We start from the raw sequence: 22,295 nt of genomic DNA, 5'->3' as shown, positions 1-22,295 counted from the left end.
TTGCTCAGACCGCATGGCACAGTTCCTGCTTCGATGGTGCAAACAGGGTCCAGCCTTCGGTGATGAGCCAGCTGCGCAACACGGGCCACTCGTTCTTGTTCGTTGGAGGGAACCTGCCGGGGAGCCAGTAGCCGCGCTCGTTGTTTTCGATGGCTTCAGGAAGTACCCGGTCGATCCAAGCACCAAACATTCGTTCGGTGAACTGCTCCCATTGGCGGCAGCCGAAAGATTGGCGCGAGACGAATTCGGGTTGCGCACTGCCCACGCGCGCCGAGTCGGATGGCCCACCATTCGGCAGATCCGGCTCAAGCGCGAGGTTTTGTTCTATGGATTGTTCTTTCTTTATATAGGAAAGATCACCCATGCGCCCTTTGTCTCTCACGGGCGAACCCTTTCGCCCTTCTGAAAGGCTCATCGGTGCATCCTTTTTCCTCCGGCGAAACGGGATGATTTTTGTTGGGGAGCGAAGGTCGTATTCTGTGTGATTGCCTGCGCCACGCCCTTCAGTTCGAAACAGCCAACCGAACTCGACAAGCTGTTTGAGGCAGCGTTTGATGGTTGCTAGCGACATTCCGACCAGGAACTCATCAAGCGTTTTTAGTGAGGGATTGAGTTGGCCGGTCCTGTCGTTGGCGAACTGTACCGAAAGCGCTGAGGCAACTACCTTAGTTGACGAGTTGAGGTCAGCGCATTGCAGAACGGCCTTGAGCCATTCAAAGCGATTGAGCCTAGACATATGCGCCTCCCGCGATTGCGGACCGGCTGCGAATTTGGTATTCTGTTCGTGCGGATAAATTTGCATTACCGTTGAGGTGGGTGGCCGCCCCCTCAGCGGTTTTTCTTTCACTTTTCTTCGGAAACCAGACCCTGAAAACAGAATAATCCGGACAAAATCCGGGTATGCTGCGGTGGCGGCGCAGTTCATTCGTATTTAACTGATTGATTTTATTGGTCGGAGTGAGAGGATTCGAACCTCCGACCCCTGCCTCCCGAAGACAGTGCTCTACCAGGCTGAGCTACACTCCGACCGTGGCGGGTGATCTATACCTGAGGGTTTGGATGTGCAAGAGGGATTCTGGGTCTGGTTTGTGATTAATAACAGGCTTTGGACAGGCTCAAAATCCCCGCGATTAGACCCATGTCAGACCAGGCGGTCAGTGCGATAAAGTCGGATTTTTGTGCCACCGTGATCCACTACCGGCCCTGCCGGAAGCAAAGGAAGGCGCGTGGCATGGGCCAGGGATGGGGTGCTTGTTACGATGCCAACGCGCCATCCTTTGAAGCGTGACATCAGAACCTTGCCGAAACTCCCATACAAGGATCGCAGCCGTTTTTCATCGCCTATCCGGGCGCCATAAGGAGGGTTTACGATCACCAACCCTTCAGCACCTTGCGGGGGCTTCAGATCGCTGATGGAGTGGCAATGAAATGTTGTATTGGTCGAAACACCGGCTTGTTCCGCGTTGGCTTTTGCGGCCTCGACTGCGCCTGCATTCCTGTCGGAGCCGAAGAACTGAACCTCGGGGGCAGGGGAGGGTGACCCGGCGCGCATGTCGGACCAGATGTCGGGATCAAAACTCCTTAGGCTTTCGAATGCAAAATTACGCGTGCGACCGGGAAGCAGGCCCAACGAGATCTCGGCAGCCTCGATGACGAAAGTGCCCGACCCGCACATGGGATCCAGCACCGGTTCGGTCCCGTGATAGCCACATTCGCGCAGGAACATGGCCGCCATTGTCTCGCGCATGGGGGCCTTGGCGACGGAAGTCTTGTGACCTCGCTTGTGCAGGGGCTCTCCGGAGGTGTCGATCGAGAATGTGCAGATGTCTTTCTCAATCCGCAAAAGCACGCGCAGGGCTGCATCTGTCGAGATTGGAGTCCCCAGTGTCTCGGCCAGCGCTCGTTCGATCCTTTGGCGCGCGGCACCCGCATGATAGATGCGCGATTTGCGGCTTGTCGCCTCGACTTTTACCGGCACTTCCGCGCGCAGGAAATCTGACCACGGAAATTTTCTGGCGCGTTTGTCCAGTTGTGCCAGATGGACAGCGGGAAAGCTGCCAATCCGAACCAGAACTTTATTTGCGCCCCGAAGGCAAAGGTTGGCACGCCAGACTTCGGGCCACCCGCCCCGACAAACCACACCACCAGCAATGACCTTAGCATCGGCGAATCCCTGTTCGGTGGCCTCGGCATGCAGCGGCGCCTCTAGTCCGGGCGTTGCTACCAGAAAAATTTCCAGATCGTTCATTTGTTCCATCAAGGGTGCTTACACCGGACATGATCGGGGCGCGACAGGCAATTTCAGCGAAAGTGATACAAGAAAGTGAATACCGTGAGGGAATTTTGACGGTTACAGGTTTGCTTTTGGTATCATCCCCGCGTAAAGGGGCCACAATCAGAGGGACGGCCGCGGATTTCAGTCGCAATTCGACGCTTTTGCGACGACTGCTTGGAATTCTCGCGTTATTGTCTGACACTAGATAGGTGTTGGCTCAGCCGGCACAGGTAAAGAGGCTTGGAAGACCGTAGCGACATGCAAACTTTCAAACTGAAAAAAGGGTTGGAGCTGCCGGTGCAAGGCGCACCGGAACAAACCATCCATCCGGGTCCAGAATTCAAGACTGTTGGGGTTTTGGGGGGCGATTACCTTGGCTTGAAACCGCGAATGCTGGTTCAGGAGGGGGATGACGTTCAACGTGGCACTCCGCTTTTCTGTCACAAGGACGCACCCGAGGCGATGATGGTCGCCCCGCTAAGTGGTAAGATCGTTGCCATCAACCGTGGTGCGCGCCGGGTTTTGCAAAGCGTTGTGATCGAGGTTGCGGATGCCAACGACACGGGTATCGATTTCTCGGGTGTTGGTGATGCGGACAGCGCCGAGGGTGTTACCGCCAAGCTATGCGCCGCGGGGCTGTGGACCGCTTTCCGTACGCGTCCCTATTCCAAGATGCCAGTTCCGGGCACCAAGCCAGCAGCGATTTTCGTCACCGCCATGGATAGCGAGCCACTGGCCGGAGATGCAGAACTCATCATCAATGACGCGGGCAAAGCATTTGCGGATGGTCTGGTAGTCGTATCCAAGCTGACCGAGGGCAAAACCTATTTGTGCCAGCAGGACGGTGCTTCAGTTCCGGGTAGCGATCTGCCAGACGTAGAGGCGGCGGCATTCTCTGGTCCGCATCCTGCGGGTTTGGCCGGAACCCACATCCATTTCCTCGAACCGCTTGCGGGCGAAAAGCAGGTCTGGACCATCGGGTATCAGGATGTCATCGCCATTGGCCGCCTGATGCAGACGGGCCATCTGGACCCTAATCTGGTGATCGCCCTGACTGGCCCGGGTGCCCGTCAGCCGCGCCTGATCCGTACGGTGATGGGAGCGTCGACCGAAGACCTGACCAGGGATGAGATTGATGTGGAGGGCACGGCACGGATCATTTCGGGCTCGATCCTATCTGGTCAGCATGCGGATGGCCCAACGGCTTATCTGGGGCGTTTTGCAAGGCAGATGACCATCATCCGTGAGGATCACGACCAGATTCCGATGGGTTGGATCCGCCCGATGCCTTCGAAATTTGCGGTTCAGCCGGTGCTGGGTTCTGCTTTCGCCAAAAAGCTGTACGCGCTCAGCTCGAATCTGAATGGGGGGCGCCGCGCCATGGTGCCCACGGGTACGTTCGAAGAGCTGATGCCGCAGGACTATCTGCCGACGCAACTGCTGCGGGCACTACTGGTGATGGACACCGATACTGCGCAAGCTCTGGGCGCGCTAGAGCTGGACGAAGAGGATCTGGGCCTTGTCGGCTTTGCCTGTCCGGCAAAATATGAATACGGGCTGGCGCTGCGCGACTGCCTGAACAAGATTGAAAAGGAGGGCTGATCCAAATGGGTTTGCGCAGCTTCTTCGATCGGATCGAGCCGAACTTTACCAAGGGCGGCAAGTACGAAAAGTATTTCCCCATCTACGAGATGGTCGAAAGCTTTATCTACACTCCGAAAACCGTGACCTCTGTGGCCCCGCATGCGCGGTCTTACGTGGATATGAAGCGGATCATGACCTATGTCGTGATCGCGACCATTCCCTGTATCCTTTGGGGGATGTGGAACACCGGCTATCAGGCCAACTCGGCCATCGCCAGCCTCGGGCCGGACTCTGCCACCGGTTGGCGCATCGCTCTGCTGCAGATGTTTGGTATCTCGCTGGACCCCAGCAGTGTCTTTGCAAATGTGATGCACGGGTTGATGTATTTTCTGCCTATCTACATCGTCACACTGGTCGCAGGCGGTATATTCGAGGTCATCTTTGCCACCGTGCGCGGCCATGAGGTGAACGAAGGTTTCCTTGTAACATCAATGCTTTACACTCTGATTATGCCGGCCACTACACCCTTGTGGCAGGTGGCTTTGGGCATTATCTTCGGTGTGGTGATCGGCAAAGAGGTATTTGGCGGCACCGGCAAGAACTTCCTTAACCCCGCGCTGGTTGGTCGTGCGTTTTTGTACTTCGCTTATCCTGCTCAGATGTCGGGTGACTCGGTTTGGACCCCGGTTGACGGGTTCTCGGGTGCAACCGCGCTGGCGGTGTCAGCGGCCGAGGGCGTACAGGCTCTTGCTGCCGAAGGGATCACATGGTCCAGCGCTTTTTACGGCACCATTCAGGGCAGCTTTGGCGAGACCTCGACCTTGGCCTGCTTGATTGGTATGGCCTTCCTGCTGATGACCAAGATTGCCAATTACCGCCTGATCGTTGGCTGTCTGGCCGGGACCATCGGATTTACTCTGCTGCTGAACCTGATCGGGTCGGATACCAACCCGATGTTCGCGATGCCGTGGTATTGGCATGTGGTTCTGGGTGGGTATGCATTTGGCCTGGCCTTCATGGTGACCGAACCGGTTTCCGCCAGCCACACCAACCTGGGCCGCTATATCTATGGCGCCTTGATCGGAGTGATGGTTGTGATGATACGCGTGATCAATCCGGCCTTCCCCGAAGGCATGATGCTGGCCATCCTGTTCGGCAATGTCTTTGCACCGCTGATCGACTATTTCGTCGTGCAGGCCAATATCAAACGGAGGGCGCGTCGCCATGTCTGATCCGCAACCTCAAGAACCCAAGGGCGCATTGGCTCGCTTTCTGGCCGCCTCGCCGGATTCGGTTGGCAAGACGATCTTCGTCGCCGTTGCTGTCTGTCTTGTTGCCTCGATGGTGGTCTCCGCCGCTGCGGTCAGCCTGCGCCCGGTGCAAGAAGCCAACGCGCTGAAGGACAAACAGGTTAACGTTTTGCAGGTGGCTGGTGTCTTCGAGCCGGGCATAGATGTGACCGAAGCCTTCGCTGCGTTCGAGCCGCATGTGCTCGAGCTTGCCACCGGCGAATTTGTCGACGATCAGTTCGATCCGGCAACCTTTGATGACCAGGCTGCTGCAAGTGATCCTGAACTCAGCGTAGCATTGGACACTGACCCGGCGGGTATTGGTCGTCAGGCCAAGTACCGAGTGATCTATCTGTTGCGCGATGATGCGGGCGATTTAGACAAAGTGATCCTGCCGCTGCATGGTTATGGCCTGTGGTCGACGCTCTATGGTTTTATCGCTCTAGAAAGTAACGGCAACGACATCTACGGCCTGCAGTTCTATCAGCATGGTGAGACCCCCGGCCTTGGCGCCGAGGTGGACAACCCGCGATGGAAAGGTCTGTGGAATGGCAAGAAATTGCGCGACGATGCAGGCGAGCTGCAGATTACCGTCGCCAAGTCGCAGCCCGCCGCCGGTCCCGATTTCTATGTCGACGCGCTTGCTGGGGCCACTCTGACCTCGGTTGGTGTCGATAACCTGGTGAAATTCTGGATGGGTGACGCGGGCTACGCCCGGTTCCTGGCCAAACTGCAAGCAGGAGAGTTTTGATGTCTCAGACCAAGAAAGAGATGCTGGTCGACCCGCTTGTCGACAATAACCCGATCACGCTGCAGGTCCTGGGCATCTGTTCCGCGCTGGCCGTGACTTCTTCGTTGCAGGTGGCCTTTGTAATGGCGCTGGCTGTGACCTTCGTGACCGCCTTCTCGTCGATGTTCATTTCGATGTTGCGCAACCAGATACCCGGCTCAATCCGGATCATCGTTCAGATGGTGATCATCGCGTCGCTGGTGATCCTGGTGGATCAGGTTCTCAAGGCCTATGCCTTCCAGATTTCGAAAACCCTGTCGGTTTTCGTTGGGCTGATTATCACAAACTGTATCGTGATGGGCCGTGCCGAGGCATTTGCGATGAAGAACCCCCCGATAGCATCTTTTATCGACGGTGTTGGCAACGGCATGGGCTATGGGCTGATCCTGCTGCTAGTCGGCTTTATCCGCGAGCTGTTGGGGGCCGGGTCGCTGTTCGGTGTCACCATCTTGCAGACTGTGAACAATGGCGGCTGGTACGTACCCAACGGTATGCTGCTGTTGCCACCTTCGGCGTTCTTCATCATCGGCCTGATCATCTGGGTCTTCCGTACATGGAAGCCGAACCAGGTCGAAGAACGTGAATACAAAATCCAGCAGGTAGAGGCGCACTGATGGAAGGGCTTATCTCACTGGCCGTAAAGGCCATCTTTGTCGAAAACCTTGCGCTCAGCTTCTTTCTTGGCATGTGTACCTTCATCGCCGTGTCCAAGAAGATCTCGACCGCGCTGGGTCTTGGGATCTCGGTCATGGTCGTGCAGGCGATCACCGTTCCCGCCAACAACCTGTTGCTGACTTATCTGCTGAAGCCGGGCGCGCTGGCCTGGGCCGGGTTCCCGGATGTGGACCTGACCTTCCTTGGCCTGATCTCGTATATCGGCGTGATAGCCGCGATGGTTCAGATCCTCGAGATGGTCTTGGACAAGTATTTCCCCCCGCTCTACAACGCGCTGGGTATTTTTCTGCCGCTGATCACGGTGAACTGCGCCATCCTGGGTGGCTCGCTGTTCATGGTCGAGCGGAATTATAACTTTGCCGAGGCCACGACCTATGGTCTGTCCTCCGGCTTTGGCTGGGCGCTGGCGATTACCGCTATGGCGGGGGTGCGCGAAAAGCTGAAATATTCGGACATTCCTGATGGCCTGCAGGGTCTGGGGATCACCTTTATCACCGCGGGTCTGATGGCGATGGCCTTCATGTCCTTCTCGGGCGTGAAACTGTAAGGGGGCGGCAATGGAAACCTTTAGCCTAGGCGTCGTTCTTTTCACGCTGATCGTTCTGGCGCTTGTCGCCCTTATCATGGCCGCCCGGTCGCGGTTGGTGTCGACGGGCAATGTCAACATCACCATCAATGGTGAGAAAACCGTGTCCGTGCCCGCCGGTGGCAAGCTGTTGCAAACCCTGGCAGCTGAGAAACTGTTCGTGCCATCGGCCTGTGGCGGCGGCGGGACCTGCGCACAATGCCGCGTACGCGTCCATTCCGGCGGTGGCTCGATCCTGCCGACCGAAGAAAGCCATATCACCAAGCGCGAGGCCGCTTGTGGCGACCGTCTGTCTTGTCAGGTTGCAGTTAAACAAGACATGGATATCGAGGTCCCCGAAGAGGTCTTTGGCGTCAAGAAATGGGAATGCACGGTTCGGTCGAACGAAAACGTTGCCACCTTTATCAAAGCGCTGACGCTGGACCTGCCCGAAGGTGAGGATGTGAATTTCCGCGCTGGTGGCTATATCCAGATCGAAGCCCCCGCCCATGCGCTGAAATACACTGATTTCGATGTCGAGGAGGAATATCGCGAAGATTGGGATCGCTTCAATCTGTGGCAATACGACTCGGTCGTTGCCGAACCCATCGAACGCGCCTATTCCATGGCCAACTATCCGGACGAAAAGGGCATGATCATGCTGAACGTCCGGGTTGCCTCACCGCCTCCGGGTTCCGAAGGGATACCGGCGGGCCAGATGTCGTCGTATATCTTCAACCTGAAACCGGGTGACAAGGTCACGATCTCGGGTCCATTCGGTGAATTCTTCGCCCGCGAGACCGGAAGAGAGATGGTGTTCATCGGTGGTGGTGCTGGTATGGCGCCCATGCGCAGCCATATTTTCGACCAGCTCAAACGGCTTGAGAATCGCGACCGTAAGATCACCTTCTGGTACGGTGCCCGGTCCAAGAAAGAGATGTTCTTTGTCGAGGATTTCGACAGCCTCGCGGAAGAGTTCGACAATTTCGAATGGCATGTCGCCCTGTCGGATGCCCAGCCCGAGGATGACTGGAAAGGCTATACCGGCTTTATCCATAACGTGCTGTTCGACGAATACCTCAAGAACCACCCGGCACCCGAGGATTGCGAGTTCTACATGTGCGGACCGCCGATCATGAACCAGTCGGTCATCAACATGCTGCTGGATCTGGGTGTGGACCGCGAAGATATCATGCTCGACGATTTCGGCGGGTAATCAGTTATCCGGCGCCCTGTGGCGCCGGTTTCATTTTAGGTCTTTTGGTTCGATTACAGGCGCAGGTCGCTTGCCTCGCGTGGCAGGCAGGATTTGATGTCGAAGACTACGCTGTTTTCTTTGCCATAGGCTCGAAACTGCAAAGGATCGAGTGCCCGATATTCCGCATGCGCGACGGCCAGGACGACCCCATCATAGAGCCCTGGCTCAGGTTGGTCGATCAGGGCCAGGTCGTATTCTTCGTGCGCGGCTTTGGGGTCGGCATGAGGGTCGTGGACATCGACGCTGATGCCATAGCTTTGCAATTCTTCGATAATGTCGACGACACGGGTGTTGCGCAGGTCGGGGCAGTTTTCCTTGAACGTCAGGCCCATCACCAGAACACGGGCGGCGCCAACATTGATACCGCAACGGGTCATACGTTTGACCAGTTGCGACACTACATAGCTGCCCATCCTGTCATTCAGGCGCCGCCCTGCAAGGATGATCTGCGGGTGATGGCCCACGGCCTCGGCCTTGTGCGTCAGGTAGTAAGGATCCACGCCGATGCAATGCCCGCCGACCAGACCGGGGCGGAAGGGCAGGAAGTTCCATTTGGTTCCGGCTGCGCGCAGCACAGCCTCGGTATCGATGCCCATGCGACCGAAGATCATCGCCAACTCGTTCACCAGAGCGATATTCAGGTCGCGCTGGGTGTTTTCGATCACCTTCGCGGCCTCAGCCACGCGGATGCTTTCGGCCTTGTGGGTTCCGGCGGTGATGATCCGGGCATAGAGCGCGTCAACCAGATCAGCGACCTGCGGGGTTGAACCAGCGGTGACTTTGCAGATGTCCGCGATGCGGTGGGTCTTGTCACCGGGGTTGATCCGCTCGGGGCTGTAGCCTGCAAAGAAATCCGTGTTGAAGGTCAGGCCCGAGGCGCGTTCCAGCACCGGAACGCAATCTTCTTCGGTTGCGCCGGGATAGACGGTGGATTCGTAGATCACCAAATCACCGGGTTTCAATACGTGGCCAACTGTTTCCGACGCGGCCAGAAGGGGGGCTAAATCAGGCTGCTTACCTGCGGTGATCGGCGTGGGGACGGTTACGACATAGGTATCGCAGTCGGCAATCTCCGAGGGGTTGGTTGTGAATTTCAGGCCGCCCGCCGCGCTCAGATCATGTGGCTCAACCTCATGCGTTGCATCTACGCCAGCGCGTAGTGCCTCGACCCGCGCCGCATTGATGTCAAATCCGATCACCTTGCCAGTTTTGCCGAAGGCCACGGCCAGGGGCAGGCCGACATAACCCAGCCCGATCACAGCAATCTTTCGGGAATTGGGGTCGGTTTCAAGCATATGCGTCACTTACCATGATAGTCGCGGAACCATTCGACAAACTGGGCGATTCCATCTTTGAAGTTTGTCTGCGGACGATAGCCGGTCAGCTTTTGCAGCAGATCACTATTCGCCCAAGTGGCAGGAACATCACCCATCTGCATAGGCATGTAATTGCGGATGGCTTTCTTGCCGATAGCTTCCTCAATGGCTTCGATAAAATCCATCAGGCGCACTTTGTCGCCATTGCCTATATTCACCACGCGCCAGGGCGCCGCTGGCGACAGGCTGTCACCTTCTTCAATCTCATCTGCGCTGTCCGGCCGCACCGGAGGGGCGTCAATCAGCAGTCGGATACCGCGGACAAGGTCTTCGACATTGGTGAAATCCCGATACATGTCGCCGTGGTTATAGATATCGATCGGGCGGTCATCCAGAATTGCATCCACGAATTTATAGAGTGCCAGATCGGGTCGCCCCCATGTGCCGTAAACGGTGAAGAACCGGAACATGGTCGTGGGCAGGTTCCACAAATGGGCATAGGAATGGCCCATCGCCTCATTTGCCTTTTTGGTTGCGGCGTAAATCGTCAGCGGTGTGTCGGCCTTTTCGACCTCAGTAAAGGGCATGACCTCGTTGGCGCCATAGACCGAGGATGTCGAGGCCATCAGAAGGTGATCCACCTTATGCTCGCGCGCGATCTCCATGACGTTGAACGTGCCGACCACGTTGGAATTGATATAGCTGCGTGGGTCCTCAAGGCTATAGCGGACACCAGCCTGCGCCGCGAGATGCACGATCACCTCGGGCTGGAACTCCTCAGCGACCTTTGCAAGCTGGTCGTAGTTTTCCAAAAGATCCTCGGTTGCGGAAAACCCAGGGGATTGCAAGAGCATCTGATGGCGGCGCTGCTTGAGCGAGACGTCGTAATAATCCGTCATCCCATCGTAGCCGTGAACCTGAAACCCCTCGGCCAGTAGCAGTTTTGCCAGGTGAAAACCGATGAACCCTGCTGTGCCTGTGACTAATACGCGCTTCATTTAACCCTCGACCCAAACCAAAACCGTTTGAAACATCAGGGATACTTTCAGCCCCTCAAGGTCAAGGGGATTTTCCTACAAACCGCGCCAATGGGGCAATCCAGAACCCGAATTCACTTGCGGATTGTTGTTGCCCGCCAGTCAGGGTAGGAAATTGCGATGGTGTGGGATTGGATCAAAACCAGGTGGAAAAAACCTCAGGCGGCACAGAATTCAGTTTCTGACATCGCGCCTGACCAGAGGTTTTATGCCGTGGGGGATATCCACGGGCGATTGGATCTGTTGCAGACTTTGCTGGCAAGGCTGGATCCAGATTGCCCCACAATCTTTGTCGGGGACTACATTGATCGTGGCAATTACAGCGCCCAGGTGCTGCACCAGTTACGGCACCTTAGCCGGGTCCGGGGCAATGATTTCATTTGCCTGCTGGGTAATCACGAGGAGATGCTGTTGCGGTTCACCGATGACCCAAAACGGGTCGGCAGGCTTTGGCTGCAAAACGGTGGCCTGCAAACGCTCGCCTCATTTGGAATTACCGGTGTGGATGAAGACACGGTTGGTGCGGATGCTGTCTCGGTGGCTGACAGATTGCGACGCGCAATGGGAGAAGATTTGCTGTCATGGCTGCACGACCGTCCCCTGACCTGGACCAGCGGCAATGTCACCGTGGTGCATGCAGGGCTGGACCCAGGCAAGCCATTGGATGAGCAGACACGCCAAGTCCGCCTGTGGGGCCATCCGAATTTCTCACGGCAGATGCGGGAAGATGGCCAGTGGGTTGTCCATGGTCATACGATCACGTCAGAGCCCCGCGCTGAGAATGGCGTTGTTTCGATCGACACCGGCGCCTTCTTCAGTGGCAGGTTGACCGCCACTGATATTCGCGCCGGCGAGGTCCGGTTCATCGCAACCAACGAGCAGCCGGAATAGCTGTCAACCGACGATCATCTGCTTCATGCGAAGGGCTTCATACTCCAGCTCTTTGAGGCGGAAATGCACGACATCACCGATCGTGATCACGCCACGAAGATGGCCATCGCTGAGGACGGGCATGTGGCGAAAGCGCCCCTCTGTCATGGTTTTCAGCACATCGTTCAACAGATCCTCGGGCGCGCAGGTCTGTACACTGCGGGTCATCAGATCTTCGACAGATTGGGGCAGGGTCTGGCCGGGAGTATCGGCCATACGGCGCACAATATCACGCTCGGACAGGATACCCTGAAGCGTACCATTCTGATCTGTCACCACCACAGCGCCGATCCGCTTTTCCTTGAGGATATTCACCACCGAATGAATTGTGTCTTTCGGGCGCACGGTAAAAACCGCGTCCCCTTTGCCAACAAGCAGCTTTTCGACTGTTGTCTGTGTATGAGAAAGGTTCGATTCAACCGACTGGCTATGCGAGGCAGCCGCGGCCTTGTCGCCGCGTGTCGGTGGCTGGTAAGAGCTTGGGGCCATGGGCAATCTCCTCTTGCTTTGCTTTTCACCTTACCGCAGCCATATGACCTGTATAGGGTACAAATGCCCTAACCGGGGAAAACTGCCAAAAACCAAGGAAATCCGGCCCGTTGTCCAACTTTTATCTGACCCCCCCTGTTGCCGCGCTGATATTTTTTGCGGTTGTCGTTTGTGGCCATAATTTTCGCATGACCTGGAAACAACAGGCTCCGGGATGGCAGAAGAAAGCATGGCTGTTCGGGGTGCCCGCCGGAATCGGTTTGTTGGCGCTAGGCTTCCTGCCGCTGAAAGCCTGATGCAGGTTTGACTCTGATTGGGGCCGCTGTCATATGCCGGGCACGCTTTTCCTCAGGAGGGACCCATATGCGTTTCTTGCCAGTCCTGGCTGTCGCCACACTTATTTCCGGCTGCTTGTTCGACAAAGAGCCCGAGGTGGTACGCCTGTCAGGCGAAACGATGGGGACGACATTCAACATCACGGCCATCGGTGTCGATGTTGATGAAGAAGCGCTGGCGGGTGCGGTCGAACAGACACTGGCCGAAGTTAACGCAAAGATGTCGAACTGGGACCCGAATTCCGAGGTTTCGACCTTCTCGGACTCGGGCAGCACTGAACCTGTAGCCGTTTCGGATGAATTTGCGCTGGTGCTTGATGCCGCGAATGATGTGCACGAGAAATCCGGGGGTACATTCGACGTGACTCTCGGCCCGCTGATAGAGCTTTGGGGCTTTGGTCCGCGCAAACCGGAAGATCCGGTGCCCGCAGATGCTGACATCCAGGCGGCTTTGGGCAGGGTCGGACAGGCCAGATTGCTGCAACTGGATCGCGATGCCGGAACTTTGGCGAAGGCCGATGCCGGAGTCGGCATTAACCTGTCCGCCATTGCCAAGGGGTATGGCATCGACGCCGTGGCCGAAACGCTGCGCACGGCTGGGATTGAAGACTATATGGTCGAGATAGGCGGCGATCTGGTCACAAGAGGCGAAAACGACAAGGGTGAGACTTGGCGGATCGGGATCGAAAAACCCCAGGCCGATGCGCAGAATCTGCAGTTGATCGTACAACTTGATGATCTGGGTATGGCGACATCCGGCGATTACAAGAATTTCTTTGAACAAGATGGTGTGCGGTATTCGCATATCATTGACCCAACTACTGGCCGCCCGATCACGCATCGGACCACTTCGGTCACGGTACTGGCCGAAAATGCTATGATGGCAGATGCTTGGGCGACAGCGATGTTGGCCTTGGGTCAGGAAAAGGGTTTGAAACTTGCCGAGACGCATAAACTTGCCGTGTATTTCATCTCGCGGGATGTGACAGGCGGTGAGGATGCCTATATCACGGTACACAGCACAGCGTTCAAAGAGGCGTTGGGCACCAACTGACGGGTTGAGCTGAGATGAGCACTTTTATTCTGGCCTTCATTCTACTGCTGATCATCATGGTTGGCATGTCGCTGGGTGTGATGTTGATGGGTAAGACCATCAAGGGCAGCTGCGGTGGCCTGAATGCGATCTCGGGTGCGGATAAATGTGTGGTCTGCCAAAAGGACGTGGACCCTAACAGCCCCTTGCGCGACAAGCTTCAGTGCAAACGCGCCCAAAAGATGCTTGAGCAGATGGAACGGCAGGCCTAATAACTTAGCGCTTCGTTTGGCGGCTGGAATTGGCTAAGCAGGTCCCTGAATAACGGGGGCGCAGATTTGGCCAAAGCAAGAAACATCCTGTTCATCATGTTCGACCAGCTGCGCTGGGACTATCTGAGCTGTTACGGACATCCGCATCTGCACACCCCCAACATAGACCGCCTGGCTGCGCGTGGTGTGCGGTTCGACAGGGCCTATATCCAGTCTCCTATTTGCGGTTCCTCCCGTATGTCGACCTATACCGGGCGCTATGTGCATTCGCATGGGGCTTCTTGGAATGGAATCCCGCTGAAAGTGGGTGAGATGACCATGGGTGATCATCTGCGCAAAGCTGGGATGGACTGTTGGCTGGTGGGCAAGACCCATATGCGTGCGGATGCCGAGGGAATGGCGCGATTAGGGCTGGAGCCGGACAGTCTGATTGGTGCGCGCGTGGCCGAATGCGGGTTCGACGTGTTCGAGCGTGATGACGGAATGCTGCCCGAAGGGCCGGATGGGTATTATGACCCGGACGGGGCCAAGGAATACAACAAATACCTATCGGCCAAAGGATATGACAGCGACAACCCCTGGCATGACTTCGCCAATTCAGGTCTCGACGCTGAGGGCAATGTTCTGTCGGGCTGGTTTCTCAAGAACTCTTCCCAGCCGGCGAATATTGCCGAGGAAGACAGCGAAACGCCCTATCTGACCGGGCGCGGGATCGAATTCATGGAAGCCCATGACGGCCCCTGGTGCTGCCACCTGAGCTTTATCAAACCGCATTGGCCCTATGTCGTGCCGGAACCCTATGCCTCAATGTACGGACCGGAACATATCCTGCCCGTGGTCCGGTCTGAGGCGGAACGCCAGAATGCCCACCCAGTGCTGAGCGCGTTCATGGGCACCAAGGTGGGCGAGGCGTTTTCCCGACAAGAGGTGCGCGAGGCCGTGATCCCCGCTTATATGGGTCTGATCAAGCAGGCCGACGACCAGATGGGCCGGCTGTTCGCATGGCTGGAAAAGACGGGTCGGATGGAGGACACGATGATCGTGTTAACCTCGGACCACGGGGATTTTCTGGGCGATCACTGGATGGGTGAGAAGACCTTTTTCCAGGACGCATCGGTCAAGGTGCCGTTGATCATCTATGACCCATCCCCCGAGGCTGAGGCAACCCGTGGCACTGTCAGCGACGCGCTGGTCGAGTCCATCGACCTCGCCCCAACATTCTTGGACATAGCCGGAGGCGAAGCGTCGGGTCACATTCTGGAAGGTCACTCCTTGTTGCCGATCTTGCGTGGCCATCAGGTCGAGACACCTCGGGAAGTGGCAATCAGTGAGTATGACTATTCCGCCTCGCCCATGGCGGAAAAGCTGAATGCCTCGGTTCGGGATGCAGTGATGTTCATGGTGGCCAACAAGAAATGGAAGCTGATCCATTGCGAAGGCGGGCATCGGCCACTGCTGTTCGATCTTGAAAACGACCCGAATGAACTAACAGACCTTGGCAACAGTGCTGAACACGCGGATATCATCGCCAAGATGTATGACCATCTGTTCACTTGGGCGCGTCGCCCGTCGCAGCGCACAACGCGTTCCGAACAGCAACTGATCGATATGCGCACCAATAGTCGGGGCAGAGGGGTGGTTATTGGAATCTATGACGAAAACGACGCACCACTGGATTTGACCGTGAAATACAGAGGCCGCAAAGCGCGCCCCTATCAGGACCATACCGGCAAGGAATAGCCTTTGTAACATGAATTCTGACTGATCAGGGCAAAAGGCGGTTCACCCTGCGCGGGGCAGGCGATACAAGACCAACCAAGAGCAGCAAACCCGGAGAGCCGAAATGACCGCCCCGAAACCCGTCGTCCTGTGTATTCTTGATGGCTGGGGCCTGTCCGAGGACACCGAGGCCAATGCGCCTTACCTTGCCGACACGCCAACATTTGATGCGATCATGGCCAAGGGCCCACACGCCAAGCTGATCACCCATGGTCCGGATGTTGGTCTGCCAAGTGGTCAGATGGGCAATTCCGAAGTCGGTCACACAAATATTGGGGCTGGCCGCGTTGTTGCGATGGATTTGGGCCAGATTGATCTGGCGATTGAGGACGGTTCTTTCTTTGCCAACTCCGCGCTGCAGAACTTTATCGGTAAGGTAAAGGCTGCAGGTGGCACCGCACATCTGTTGGGGGTGGTCTCGGACGGGGGAGTGCATGGCCACCTGAACCATATCATTGCTGCGGCAAAGGCGATAACGGATGCTGGTGTGCCCGTTGCCTTGCACGCGGTTACGGATGGCCGGGATGTGGCCCCGAAATCAGCGCTGACCTATATCACAGAGCTTGAGGAGCGCTTGCCCGACGGCGCCCGTGTTGCCTCGGTCTGCGGGCGCTATTTTGCAATGGATCGCGACAACCGATGGGAACGTGTCAGCGAAGCCTATGGTGCAATGATCAAAGGGCAGGGGCGCAGCGCTGTTTCGGCGCGCAATGCCGTGGATCAGGCCTATCAGCAGTCGGAAACGGACGAATTTATCGTCCCGACCGTCCTCGACGGCTATCACGGCATCAAAGACGGAGATGGGTTCTTCTGCCTCAACTTCCGCGCCGACCGGGCCCGCGAGATTCTGCGGGCGATTGGCGAACCCGGCTTTGATGATTTCGACACCGGCCCGCGTCCACAGCTTTCAGCCCTGCTGGGCATGGTCGAATATTCCGACGGGCACAGCGCCTATATGACCACTGTTTTCCCCAAACGTGACATCATCAATACACTGGGCGAATGGGTGGCAAAACATGGGTTGAGCCAGTTCCGTCTCGCCGAGACCGAGAAATACCCGCATGTGACCTTCTTCCTCAATGGCGGCAAGGAAGTGCCTGAGGCGAACGAAGACCGCTTTATGCCTAAATCGCCCAAAGTGGCGACCTACGACCTGCAACCCGAGATGTCATCGGCCGAAGTAACCGCAAAATTCGTCGAAGCCATCGGGGCGGGCTATGATCTGATCATAACCAACTATGCCAATCCGGATATGGTTGGGCATACCGGCGACCTGCAAGCGGCAATCCGCGCCTGTGAGGCTGTGGATCAAGGGCTGGCGCAAGTGGTCGCCGCGTTGGAAAAAGTGGGGGGCGCAATGATTGTAACGGCCGATCATGGAAATTGCGAGATGATGGTCGATCCCGAAACCGGCGGGCCGCATACAGCCCATACGCTGAACCCCGTGCCCGTGGCGTTAGTCGGGGGACCAGCAGAGGTATCCTTGCGGGATGGTCGCCTGTCCGATCTGGCGCCCACACTGCTGGAACTGATGGCGTTGGATCAGCCCCCTGAAATGACTGGAAAGAGCCTGCTTTCATGACGCTTCGTGCGCTGCTTCTGGCGATTTTCTTTACATCCAGGGCGGTTGCCCAGACCGACCCCGCGACCGCTGCATTGAATGCAGCGCAGATGCTTGAGCAGGCATCAGTATCGTTGACCGAGGCCGAAAGCGCCCGCGACCGAGTCCGTGCCCTGACCGAAACCATACAGGCGTATGAGGCGGGCCTGTCGGCCATGCGGGATGGCCTACGACGGGCGGCAACACGCGAAGCCCAGTTAACAGCCGAGTTGCGCAGTCGGGAAAAGGACGTGGCACAGCTGTTGGGCGTATTACAAACGATCGAAACCACGGCGCCTCCGGTTCTGATGCTACACCCGTCAGGGCCGTTGGGCTCGGCCCGGGCCGGTATGATGCTGTCCGAGGTTACGCCGGGTCTGAACGCAAAAGCGCAGTCTCTTGCGCGTGATCTTCAAGAAGTGCGCACGCTGCGATTGTTGCAGCAAAGCGCCTCGGAAACCTTGGTCGAGGGCTTGACCGGCGTTCAGAATGCCCGCACCCAGCTCAGCACCGCCATCGCAGACCGAACGGATTTGCCGCGCCGCTTTGTCGAGGACCCGATCCGCACAGCGATCCTGATCTCATCGACTGAAACGCTTGACGGTTTTGCCAGCGGGCTTTCCCAGATCTCCGAAGGGCAAATCGCCGAAACGGATGCGGATATATCAAGTATCAAGGGTCAAATTGCGCTGCCGACGCAGGGCATCATCCTGCACCGGGCAAATGAAACCGATGCGGCCGGTGTCAAACGCCCTGGTATCGTATTGGGCACCCGACCGCGCGCAATAGTCACCTCGCCAACGGCGGCCACGATACGGTATCGCGGGCCACTACTGGAGTTGGGGAATCTGGTGATCCTCGAGCCGCAACCGGGGCTTCTATTTGTCTTTTCCGGGCTACAAGAGGTCTACGGAGAAGCCGGTCAGGTGATTCCCCGGGGGACGCCAGTCGGATTGATGCCTGCAGAATCGAAGGAAATCGGCGCAATTTTGTCAACAAGCGGTGATGGCACTGGAACTGACCGGTCAGAAACGCTCTATATAGAGGTAAGACAGGATAACAGCCCCGTGGACCCGGAATCGTGGTTTCGGACCGACAAGGATGGATAAACGAGTATGAAGAAATTTGTGATGGCCGGTTTGGCTGGAACTATTGCAGGCCTGATTGTAACGACGCAGATCGCCGGTCCGTTGCTTGCCCAAGAAGCCGAAAACAAGGCCAGTGTCTATGAACAGCTGGATCTGTTTGGCGATATTTTCGAACGCATCCGCGCGCAATATGTCGAAGAGGTTGAGCCCGAAGACCTGATTGAGGCGGCCATTGACGGTATGCTGACCTCGCTGGATCCGCATTCCAGCTATCTGTCGCCGGATGATGCCGAACAAATGCGGGTCCAGACCCGTGGCGAGTTTGGCGGTCTGGGTATCGAAGTCACGCAGGAAGAGGGCTTTGTCAAAGTTGTCTCGCCGATCGACGATACGCCTGCGGATGAGGCCGGGATCGAAGCCGGAGATTTCATCACCCATGTCGATGGCGAAAGCATACTGGGCCTGACCCTGGACAAAGCGGTCGATCTGATGCGCGGGCCGGTGGGCTCGGAAATCGTGATCACCGTTGTCCGCGAGGGTGAACAGGAACCTTTTGACGTGCCTATCATCCGCGACACAATCAAACTGACGGCAGTACGCGCGCGCACCGAAGGGACCAGTGTGGTTCTGCGTGTGACCACCTTTAACGACCAAACCTATCCCAACTTGCAGGAAGGTCTGGCCGAGCAGATCGAAGAGGCCGGAGGGATCGACAAGGTGAATGGTGTCGTTCTGGACCTGCGCAACAATCCCGGTGGTCTGCTGACACAGGCAATCAAGGTTTCGGACGCATTCCTAAACGAGGGTGAGATCGTATCAACCCGTGGCCGCGATCCAAGCGATGGTGAGCGTTTCAACGCAACAGTGGGTGATCTGGCAGAAGGAAAGCCGATTGTGGTGCTGATCAATGGTGGGTCCGCCTCAGCATCCGAGATTGTAGCCGGCGCGCTGCAGGATCATCGCCGCGCAATCGTTGTGGGAACCAAAAGTTTCGGCAAAGGCTCGGTCCAGACTGTCATGCCACTGCGGAGCGATGGCGCGATGCGTTTGACCACGTCGCGCTACTACACTCCGTCGGGCCGGTCTATTCAGGCGCTTGGTGTCAGCCCGGACATCATCGTTGAACAGCCCCGCCCAGCCCCGGAGACCGAGGAAGAAGAGGCCAATGGGAACACCCGTTCCGAGGCTGATCTGCGTGGCAGTCTGAACAATGACAGCCTGAGCGAGGATGAAATCCGCCAGATCGAAGAAGATAGGGCCAAGGCCGAAGCCACCGCCGAATTGCGGGAAGAGGATTACCAGCTGGCCTATGCCATCGACATCCTCAAGGGGCTGTCAGCCTTCAACCCGGACGGGCCATCGCAATAAAAAAACCGGGCCGCCTGACAGGCGGCCCTTTTCCTGATGGGGCCGCTGCCGATCGAGGTAGGGTGGCTGATTAGAGCCCGATGCCACCTATGTTGTCTCCCAACCAACGTCCGCTCTGTGAAAAGCTAGTCAGAAAAACACATCTTGTTTCCATCCAGGTCTCGAACGTATGCAGAGAACTTTGGCCCGCGTTGGTTGGGGGCCCCCTCACAATCACCCCCGAGATCTGTAGCTAAAGCGTGCAGCCTTCTGACTTCTGCGTGGCCACCAACGCAAAATCCAACCATCGTTCCATTACCGTTAGTGGCCGGCAACGTGTCGAAGGGTTTGGCCACGGCGAAGGCAAAATCCTTTCCAAGCCAGTAAGTCATTCTTTCTGAAGGCGACATGCTTTGGAGACCCGATTGCGAAAACAGTGTGTCGTAGAAGGTTCTTGCAGCTGCCATGTCATTCGTTCCGACAACAAAGTAATTCATTTTCATCGATTTAGCTCCTGCAAGTGAGTGGCCTGCGTCAGGTATTGGTTTCAGTGACCCAAGCTATATCGACTAATGTGCCATTTTATGTCTTATTTGATTCATGGCACGGGCTAATACACACAACAGACTGAGGCGATTGGAATTGCTTGCGGTTCAACTCAAGCAAGATGCCCATTGTACGGTTAGAGACTTGGCGCAACAGCATGGTGTCAGTATGCGCACGATAGCCCGCGACCTTGTGCTTATGCGGGACCAAGGCATGCAGATAGACGCTGATCGCGGTCGTGGAGGAGGTGTGCGCCTCGACCGCAACTGGGGCGTTGGTCGCATGAACCTGACATACGCTGAGGCGGTCGATCTGCTAATCAGCATCGCTGTCGCAGAGCAGATGAAATCACCAATGTTGCTTGCGAACTTGGCATCGGTAAGGCGGCAGCTTGTGGCCTCGTTTTCACCCGGGAAACGCAACAAGGTGAACCAGCTCAAGTCCCGTATTCTCATAGGCGTCACGGCTTCGACTTATGTTCAAGCCAGCGCGAGCGCCCCACCAAAAAGGATTGTGCAAGCGGTTCATCAGGCTTTCGTCGATCAAAAGGTCTTGGAGCTGCGATATCAAAGAGAAGACGGTGTTATTTCCAACCGGCAAATTGAGCCTCAGTATCTCTTGTTGAAGTATCCCATTTGGTACGTCGTTGCGATCGACCGTCTGAGAAACGAACCAAGGACATTTCGGTGCGACCGGATGCATGGGGCCTCAATGGGCGAAACGCGCTTCAAGCTGCTGCCGAAAGAAAAATTTCAACCCTCATTGGTAATTGATGATTCTTCGATGTGATCGGGTCATGGCCAACCGTATGCGGACAATGACGCCTGAATTATAGGCACGCACTTCTACCGCCTACTGAGACCGGCGAAAGACTCGTTTTAGCATATCAAGCTCTGCTCGCATCAGGTCCAGTTCGGCGCGCAGGTCATCGGCGGCGGCGTTTCCTGCAATGATCGAGAACCCGCCCAGTTTAAGCCCTGAAACGGAATCTGAGATTACAAAACTGTGGACCCCGTCAGACAGGGCCACATCAGGCACCTGTACACAAAGCTCCCACCCGGTGTCGGCTGGTGACAGGTGAACCTCATCCAGCGCGTCACCACGGTAGGACACGCTGATCTCGGGCTGCGTATCGGCCTGCAGGTGGCCCATCCAGGTGCCATTTTCCAGGCCCAGTGATGTGAGTATCAGATTAGTCATGGCTGGGTTCTCATAAATCGGCGCGATGGTGACGACAGACGGTCAGGTCCTGCAACACTATCCGGTTCATCCGAGGATTATCCAGAATGATATCCAGCCAGACTTTGTCCATGCGGCGTTCATTCAGTGGTAAATGTGCAAGATCAAAATCCACGCTGTTTGAAGGACCAGTGGGATCAAGTTTGCGCAGAACCTGTTCGGCGTTTGGGCCGTGTCGAATATTGAGCCGCGCGAACAATTCCTGTGGGCGTTCGGCCTCAATATGGCAATCGACTCGGATCAGATGCTGCTGCGTCAGCCCTTGCACAGCCTCTTGTGGAAGCTCGATAGAGAGAGAGAGAAATGATCCCTCGAACCCGAAAACCTCGACCGCCAAGCTGAACGGTGACAGATCATGCTTGCGCGTGTTCCGGATCTGGCGCGTGCTGATTTCCTGGCGCGGACAGTCGTGAAACAGCGTTGCCTCATCGTTGATACGTGCCTTACGCGGGGCCGAGGCGACACCGGGGCGGGGCTGAGGATAGCGCCACAGCTCGGGCCTCCAGCTCCAGTCGGTGCCCAACGGTTTCGGGAAATGGGTTGATCCCGCCACAGGCCGTGTAAGGCGGCTGTTGGCCTGAAGGATCAGCGCATCCAGCTCGGATCGCAAGCGACGTGCATCATCACGCTGCTGCCGCAATTCAGAAAGCACAGCCTCGGGCGCTGCCCGGGCGTCCCGCTGCCAGCGCGTCAGTGCTTTGCGGTGAATATAGCGATCCAGTAGCTTGCCCATGATCCCAATCTATTGCTCCACACATCTTTTGTCGGATATCCACCCGAGGATAAAGCCGATTTGCATCATAGCGTCGGTAAATTACCGAAAATGTGAACACGCTTTTGGCTAGGCA

Annotated in this window: 22 protein-coding genes and 1 tRNA gene; 14 read left to right on the top strand and 9 right to left on the bottom strand. The window is 56.7% G+C overall.

All coding sequences use genetic code 11. The features are described from left to right. Positions 1 to 4: 4 nt before the first annotated feature. From AC2FIM_RS08210 to AC2FIM_RS08200, 3 genes are all read right to left on the bottom strand, one after another. A complete protein-coding gene (locus AC2FIM_RS08210) occupies positions 5 to 925 on the bottom strand; it encodes a hypothetical protein (protein WP_496677025.1) in 921 nt (306 codons plus the stop codon). Between the two features lie 24 nt (positions 926 to 949). Continuing rightward, positions 950 to 1,026: transfer RNA gene (locus AC2FIM_RS08205), tRNA-Pro, on the bottom strand. Positions 1,027 to 1,141: 115 nt separating this feature from the next. Further along, positions 1,142 to 2,257: a THUMP domain-containing class I SAM-dependent RNA methyltransferase gene (locus AC2FIM_RS08200; RefSeq protein WP_271948930.1), complete on the bottom strand. Its 1,116-nt coding sequence runs from the start codon at positions 2,255 to 2,257 to the stop codon at positions 1,142 to 1,144. 276 nt (positions 2,258 to 2,533) lie between these two features. Here AC2FIM_RS08200 and AC2FIM_RS08195 point away from each other — a divergent pair, with 276 nt between their 5' ends. From AC2FIM_RS08195 to nqrF, 6 genes are read left to right on the top strand one after another with little or no spacing between them, the layout of a single operon-like run. Then, positions 2,534 to 3,877: a Na(+)-translocating NADH-quinone reductase subunit A gene (locus tag AC2FIM_RS08195; protein ID WP_496708010.1), complete on the top strand. Its 1,344-nt coding sequence runs from the start codon at positions 2,534 to 2,536 to the stop codon at positions 3,875 to 3,877. Positions 3,878 to 3,882: 5 nt separating this feature from the next. Continuing rightward, complete coding sequence (locus tag AC2FIM_RS08190) at positions 3,883 to 5,091, top strand: NADH:ubiquinone reductase (Na(+)-transporting) subunit B (protein ID WP_282027194.1); 1,209 nt, start codon at positions 3,883 to 3,885, stop codon at positions 5,089 to 5,091. Continuing rightward, on the top strand, positions 5,084 to 5,899 hold the full coding sequence (locus tag AC2FIM_RS08185; RefSeq protein ID WP_496677034.1) for a Na(+)-translocating NADH-quinone reductase subunit C: 816 nt from the start codon (positions 5,084 to 5,086) through the stop codon (positions 5,897 to 5,899). The genes AC2FIM_RS08190 and AC2FIM_RS08185 overlap by 8 nt, the downstream gene beginning before the upstream one ends. Then, positions 5,899 to 6,552 (top strand): NADH:ubiquinone reductase (Na(+)-transporting) subunit D, encoded by a 654-nt coding sequence (locus AC2FIM_RS08180; protein WP_282021773.1) that lies wholly within the window; start codon positions 5,899 to 5,901, stop codon positions 6,550 to 6,552. The genes AC2FIM_RS08185 and AC2FIM_RS08180 overlap by 1 nt, the downstream gene beginning before the upstream one ends. After that, positions 6,552 to 7,160 (top strand): NADH:ubiquinone reductase (Na(+)-transporting) subunit E, encoded by a 609-nt coding sequence (nqrE, locus tag AC2FIM_RS08175; protein WP_496677037.1) that lies wholly within the window; start codon positions 6,552 to 6,554, stop codon positions 7,158 to 7,160. Before AC2FIM_RS08180 ends, nqrE begins: the two co-directional genes overlap by 1 nt. Positions 7,161 to 7,170: 10 nt before the next feature. Next, on the top strand, positions 7,171 to 8,394 hold the full coding sequence (gene nqrF / locus AC2FIM_RS08170) for an NADH:ubiquinone reductase (Na(+)-transporting) subunit F (RefSeq protein ID WP_281972904.1): 1,224 nt from the start codon (positions 7,171 to 7,173) through the stop codon (positions 8,392 to 8,394). Between the two features lie 53 nt (positions 8,395 to 8,447). On the opposite strand, the gene tviB is transcribed toward nqrF, so the two are convergent. Both tviB and AC2FIM_RS08160 read right to left on the bottom strand, forming a co-directional pair. After that, on the bottom strand, positions 8,448 to 9,731 hold the full coding sequence (gene tviB, locus AC2FIM_RS08165; protein WP_496708041.1) for a Vi polysaccharide biosynthesis UDP-N-acetylglucosamine C-6 dehydrogenase TviB: 1,284 nt from the start codon (positions 9,729 to 9,731) through the stop codon (positions 8,448 to 8,450). A gap of 5 nt (positions 9,732 to 9,736) precedes the next feature. Beyond that, positions 9,737 to 10,750 carry a GDP-mannose 4,6-dehydratase gene (locus AC2FIM_RS08160; protein WP_282021771.1) on the bottom strand — a complete coding sequence of 338 codons (1,014 nt, stop codon included), beginning with the start codon at positions 10,748 to 10,750 and terminating at the stop codon, positions 9,737 to 9,739. 159 nt (positions 10,751 to 10,909) lie between these two features. On the opposite strand from AC2FIM_RS08160, the gene AC2FIM_RS08155 reads away from it, so the two are divergent. Next, positions 10,910 to 11,680 carry a metallophosphoesterase family protein gene (locus AC2FIM_RS08155; RefSeq protein ID WP_271948909.1) on the top strand — a complete coding sequence of 257 codons (771 nt, stop codon included), beginning with the start codon at positions 10,910 to 10,912 and terminating at the stop codon, positions 11,678 to 11,680. A gap of 3 nt (positions 11,681 to 11,683) precedes the next feature. On the opposite strand, the gene AC2FIM_RS08150 is transcribed toward AC2FIM_RS08155, so the two are convergent. Beyond that, positions 11,684 to 12,208 (bottom strand): CBS domain-containing protein, encoded by a 525-nt coding sequence (locus AC2FIM_RS08150; RefSeq protein ID WP_271948907.1) that lies wholly within the window; start codon positions 12,206 to 12,208, stop codon positions 11,684 to 11,686. 363 nt (positions 12,209 to 12,571) lie between these two features. Here AC2FIM_RS08150 and AC2FIM_RS08145 point away from each other — a divergent pair, with 363 nt between their 5' ends. The 6 genes from AC2FIM_RS08145 (at position 12,572) to AC2FIM_RS08120 (ending at position 19,683) form a co-directional block, all read left to right on the top strand. Then, the gene (locus AC2FIM_RS08145; RefSeq protein ID WP_496708011.1) at positions 12,572 to 13,597 is read left to right on the top strand and encodes an FAD:protein FMN transferase; all 1,026 of its coding nucleotides are present in this window, start codon (positions 12,572 to 12,574) and stop codon (positions 13,595 to 13,597) included. A gap of 14 nt (positions 13,598 to 13,611) precedes the next feature. Continuing rightward, positions 13,612 to 13,848: a (Na+)-NQR maturation NqrM gene (nqrM, locus tag AC2FIM_RS08140; RefSeq protein ID WP_271948901.1), complete on the top strand. Its 237-nt coding sequence runs from the start codon at positions 13,612 to 13,614 to the stop codon at positions 13,846 to 13,848. A 66-nt stretch (positions 13,849 to 13,914) separates the two neighbouring features. Next, a complete protein-coding gene (locus tag AC2FIM_RS08135) occupies positions 13,915 to 15,588 on the top strand; it encodes a sulfatase-like hydrolase/transferase (protein WP_496677051.1) in 1,674 nt (557 codons plus the stop codon). Positions 15,589 to 15,691: 103 nt separating this feature from the next. After that, entirely contained in the window at positions 15,692 to 17,209 is a 1,518-nt protein-coding gene (gpmI, locus tag AC2FIM_RS08130) for a 2,3-bisphosphoglycerate-independent phosphoglycerate mutase (RefSeq protein WP_271948897.1), read from the top strand. After that, positions 17,206 to 18,336, top strand: coding sequence for a murein hydrolase activator EnvC family protein (locus tag AC2FIM_RS08125; protein WP_271948894.1), 1,131 nt, complete (start codon positions 17,206 to 17,208; stop codon positions 18,334 to 18,336). The genes gpmI and AC2FIM_RS08125 overlap by 4 nt, the downstream gene beginning before the upstream one ends. A gap of 6 nt (positions 18,337 to 18,342) precedes the next feature. Beyond that, positions 18,343 to 19,683 carry a S41 family peptidase gene (locus tag AC2FIM_RS08120; RefSeq protein ID WP_142636359.1) on the top strand — a complete coding sequence of 447 codons (1,341 nt, stop codon included), beginning with the start codon at positions 18,343 to 18,345 and terminating at the stop codon, positions 19,681 to 19,683. 125 nt (positions 19,684 to 19,808) lie between these two features. Here AC2FIM_RS08120 and AC2FIM_RS08115 read toward each other — a convergent pair whose 3' ends face one another. After that, complete coding sequence (locus AC2FIM_RS08115) at positions 19,809 to 20,165, bottom strand: VOC family protein (RefSeq protein WP_271948890.1); 357 nt, start codon at positions 20,163 to 20,165, stop codon at positions 19,809 to 19,811. A 97-nt stretch (positions 20,166 to 20,262) separates the two neighbouring features. Between AC2FIM_RS08115 and AC2FIM_RS08110 the strand changes: the two genes are divergently transcribed. Beyond that, entirely contained in the window at positions 20,263 to 20,997 is a 735-nt protein-coding gene (locus tag AC2FIM_RS08110) for a helix-turn-helix transcriptional regulator (protein ID WP_496677057.1), read from the top strand. A gap of 63 nt (positions 20,998 to 21,060) precedes the next feature. On the opposite strand, the gene AC2FIM_RS08105 is transcribed toward AC2FIM_RS08110, so the two are convergent. Then, positions 21,061 to 21,408, bottom strand: a complete 348-nt coding sequence (locus AC2FIM_RS08105) for a hypothetical protein (protein WP_142636351.1) — start codon at positions 21,406 to 21,408, stop codon at positions 21,061 to 21,063. Between the two features lie 10 nt (positions 21,409 to 21,418). Further along, positions 21,419 to 22,180, bottom strand: a complete 762-nt coding sequence (locus AC2FIM_RS08100) for a DUF6478 family protein (protein WP_496677060.1) — start codon at positions 22,178 to 22,180, stop codon at positions 21,419 to 21,421. Positions 22,181 to 22,295: the final 115 nt, after the last annotated feature.

Source organism: Ruegeria sp. CDSC052 (genome assembly GCF_059610685.1).
This window is presented reverse-complemented; position numbering and strand designations above follow the sequence as displayed.

Bases quoted from the DNA above. Each gene is read 5' to 3' on its own strand.
- AC2FIM_RS08210 (WP_496677025.1), bottom strand. From the start codon at position 925: ATGAACTGCGCCGCCACCGCAGCATACCCGGATTTTGTCCGGATTATT.
- AC2FIM_RS08200 (WP_271948930.1), bottom strand. From the start codon at position 2,257: ATGGAACAAATGAACGATCTGGAAATTTTTCTGGTAGCAACGCCCGGA.
- AC2FIM_RS08195 (WP_496708010.1), top strand. From the start codon at position 2,534: ATGCAAACTTTCAAACTGAAAAAAGGGTTGGAGCTGCCGGTGCAAGGC.
- AC2FIM_RS08190 (WP_282027194.1), top strand. From the start codon at position 3,883: ATGGGTTTGCGCAGCTTCTTCGATCGGATCGAGCCGAACTTTACCAAG.
- AC2FIM_RS08185 (WP_496677034.1), top strand. From the start codon at position 5,084: ATGTCTGATCCGCAACCTCAAGAACCCAAGGGCGCATTGGCTCGCTTT.
- AC2FIM_RS08180 (WP_282021773.1), top strand. From the start codon at position 5,899: ATGTCTCAGACCAAGAAAGAGATGCTGGTCGACCCGCTTGTCGACAAT.
- nqrE (WP_496677037.1), top strand. From the start codon at position 6,552: ATGGAAGGGCTTATCTCACTGGCCGTAAAGGCCATCTTTGTCGAAAAC.
- nqrF (WP_281972904.1), top strand. From the start codon at position 7,171: ATGGAAACCTTTAGCCTAGGCGTCGTTCTTTTCACGCTGATCGTTCTG.
- tviB (WP_496708041.1), bottom strand. From the start codon at position 9,731: ATGCTTGAAACCGACCCCAATTCCCGAAAGATTGCTGTGATCGGGCTG.
- AC2FIM_RS08160 (WP_282021771.1), bottom strand. From the start codon at position 10,750: ATGAAGCGCGTATTAGTCACAGGCACAGCAGGGTTCATCGGTTTTCAC.
- AC2FIM_RS08155 (WP_271948909.1), top strand. From the start codon at position 10,910: ATGGTGTGGGATTGGATCAAAACCAGGTGGAAAAAACCTCAGGCGGCA.
- AC2FIM_RS08150 (WP_271948907.1), bottom strand. From the start codon at position 12,208: ATGGCCCCAAGCTCTTACCAGCCACCGACACGCGGCGACAAGGCCGCG.
- AC2FIM_RS08145 (WP_496708011.1), top strand. From the start codon at position 12,572: ATGCGTTTCTTGCCAGTCCTGGCTGTCGCCACACTTATTTCCGGCTGC.
- nqrM (WP_271948901.1), top strand. From the start codon at position 13,612: ATGAGCACTTTTATTCTGGCCTTCATTCTACTGCTGATCATCATGGTT.
- gpmI (WP_271948897.1), top strand. From the start codon at position 15,692: ATGACCGCCCCGAAACCCGTCGTCCTGTGTATTCTTGATGGCTGGGGC.
- AC2FIM_RS08125 (WP_271948894.1), top strand. From the start codon at position 17,206: ATGACGCTTCGTGCGCTGCTTCTGGCGATTTTCTTTACATCCAGGGCG.
- AC2FIM_RS08120 (WP_142636359.1), top strand. From the start codon at position 18,343: ATGAAGAAATTTGTGATGGCCGGTTTGGCTGGAACTATTGCAGGCCTG.
- AC2FIM_RS08115 (WP_271948890.1), bottom strand. From the start codon at position 20,165: ATGAAAATGAATTACTTTGTTGTCGGAACGAATGACATGGCAGCTGCA.
- AC2FIM_RS08110 (WP_496677057.1), top strand. From the start codon at position 20,263: ATGGCACGGGCTAATACACACAACAGACTGAGGCGATTGGAATTGCTT.
- AC2FIM_RS08105 (WP_142636351.1), bottom strand. From the start codon at position 21,408: ATGACTAATCTGATACTCACATCACTGGGCCTGGAAAATGGCACCTGG.
- AC2FIM_RS08100 (WP_496677060.1), bottom strand. From the start codon at position 22,180: ATGGGCAAGCTACTGGATCGCTATATTCACCGCAAAGCACTGACGCGC.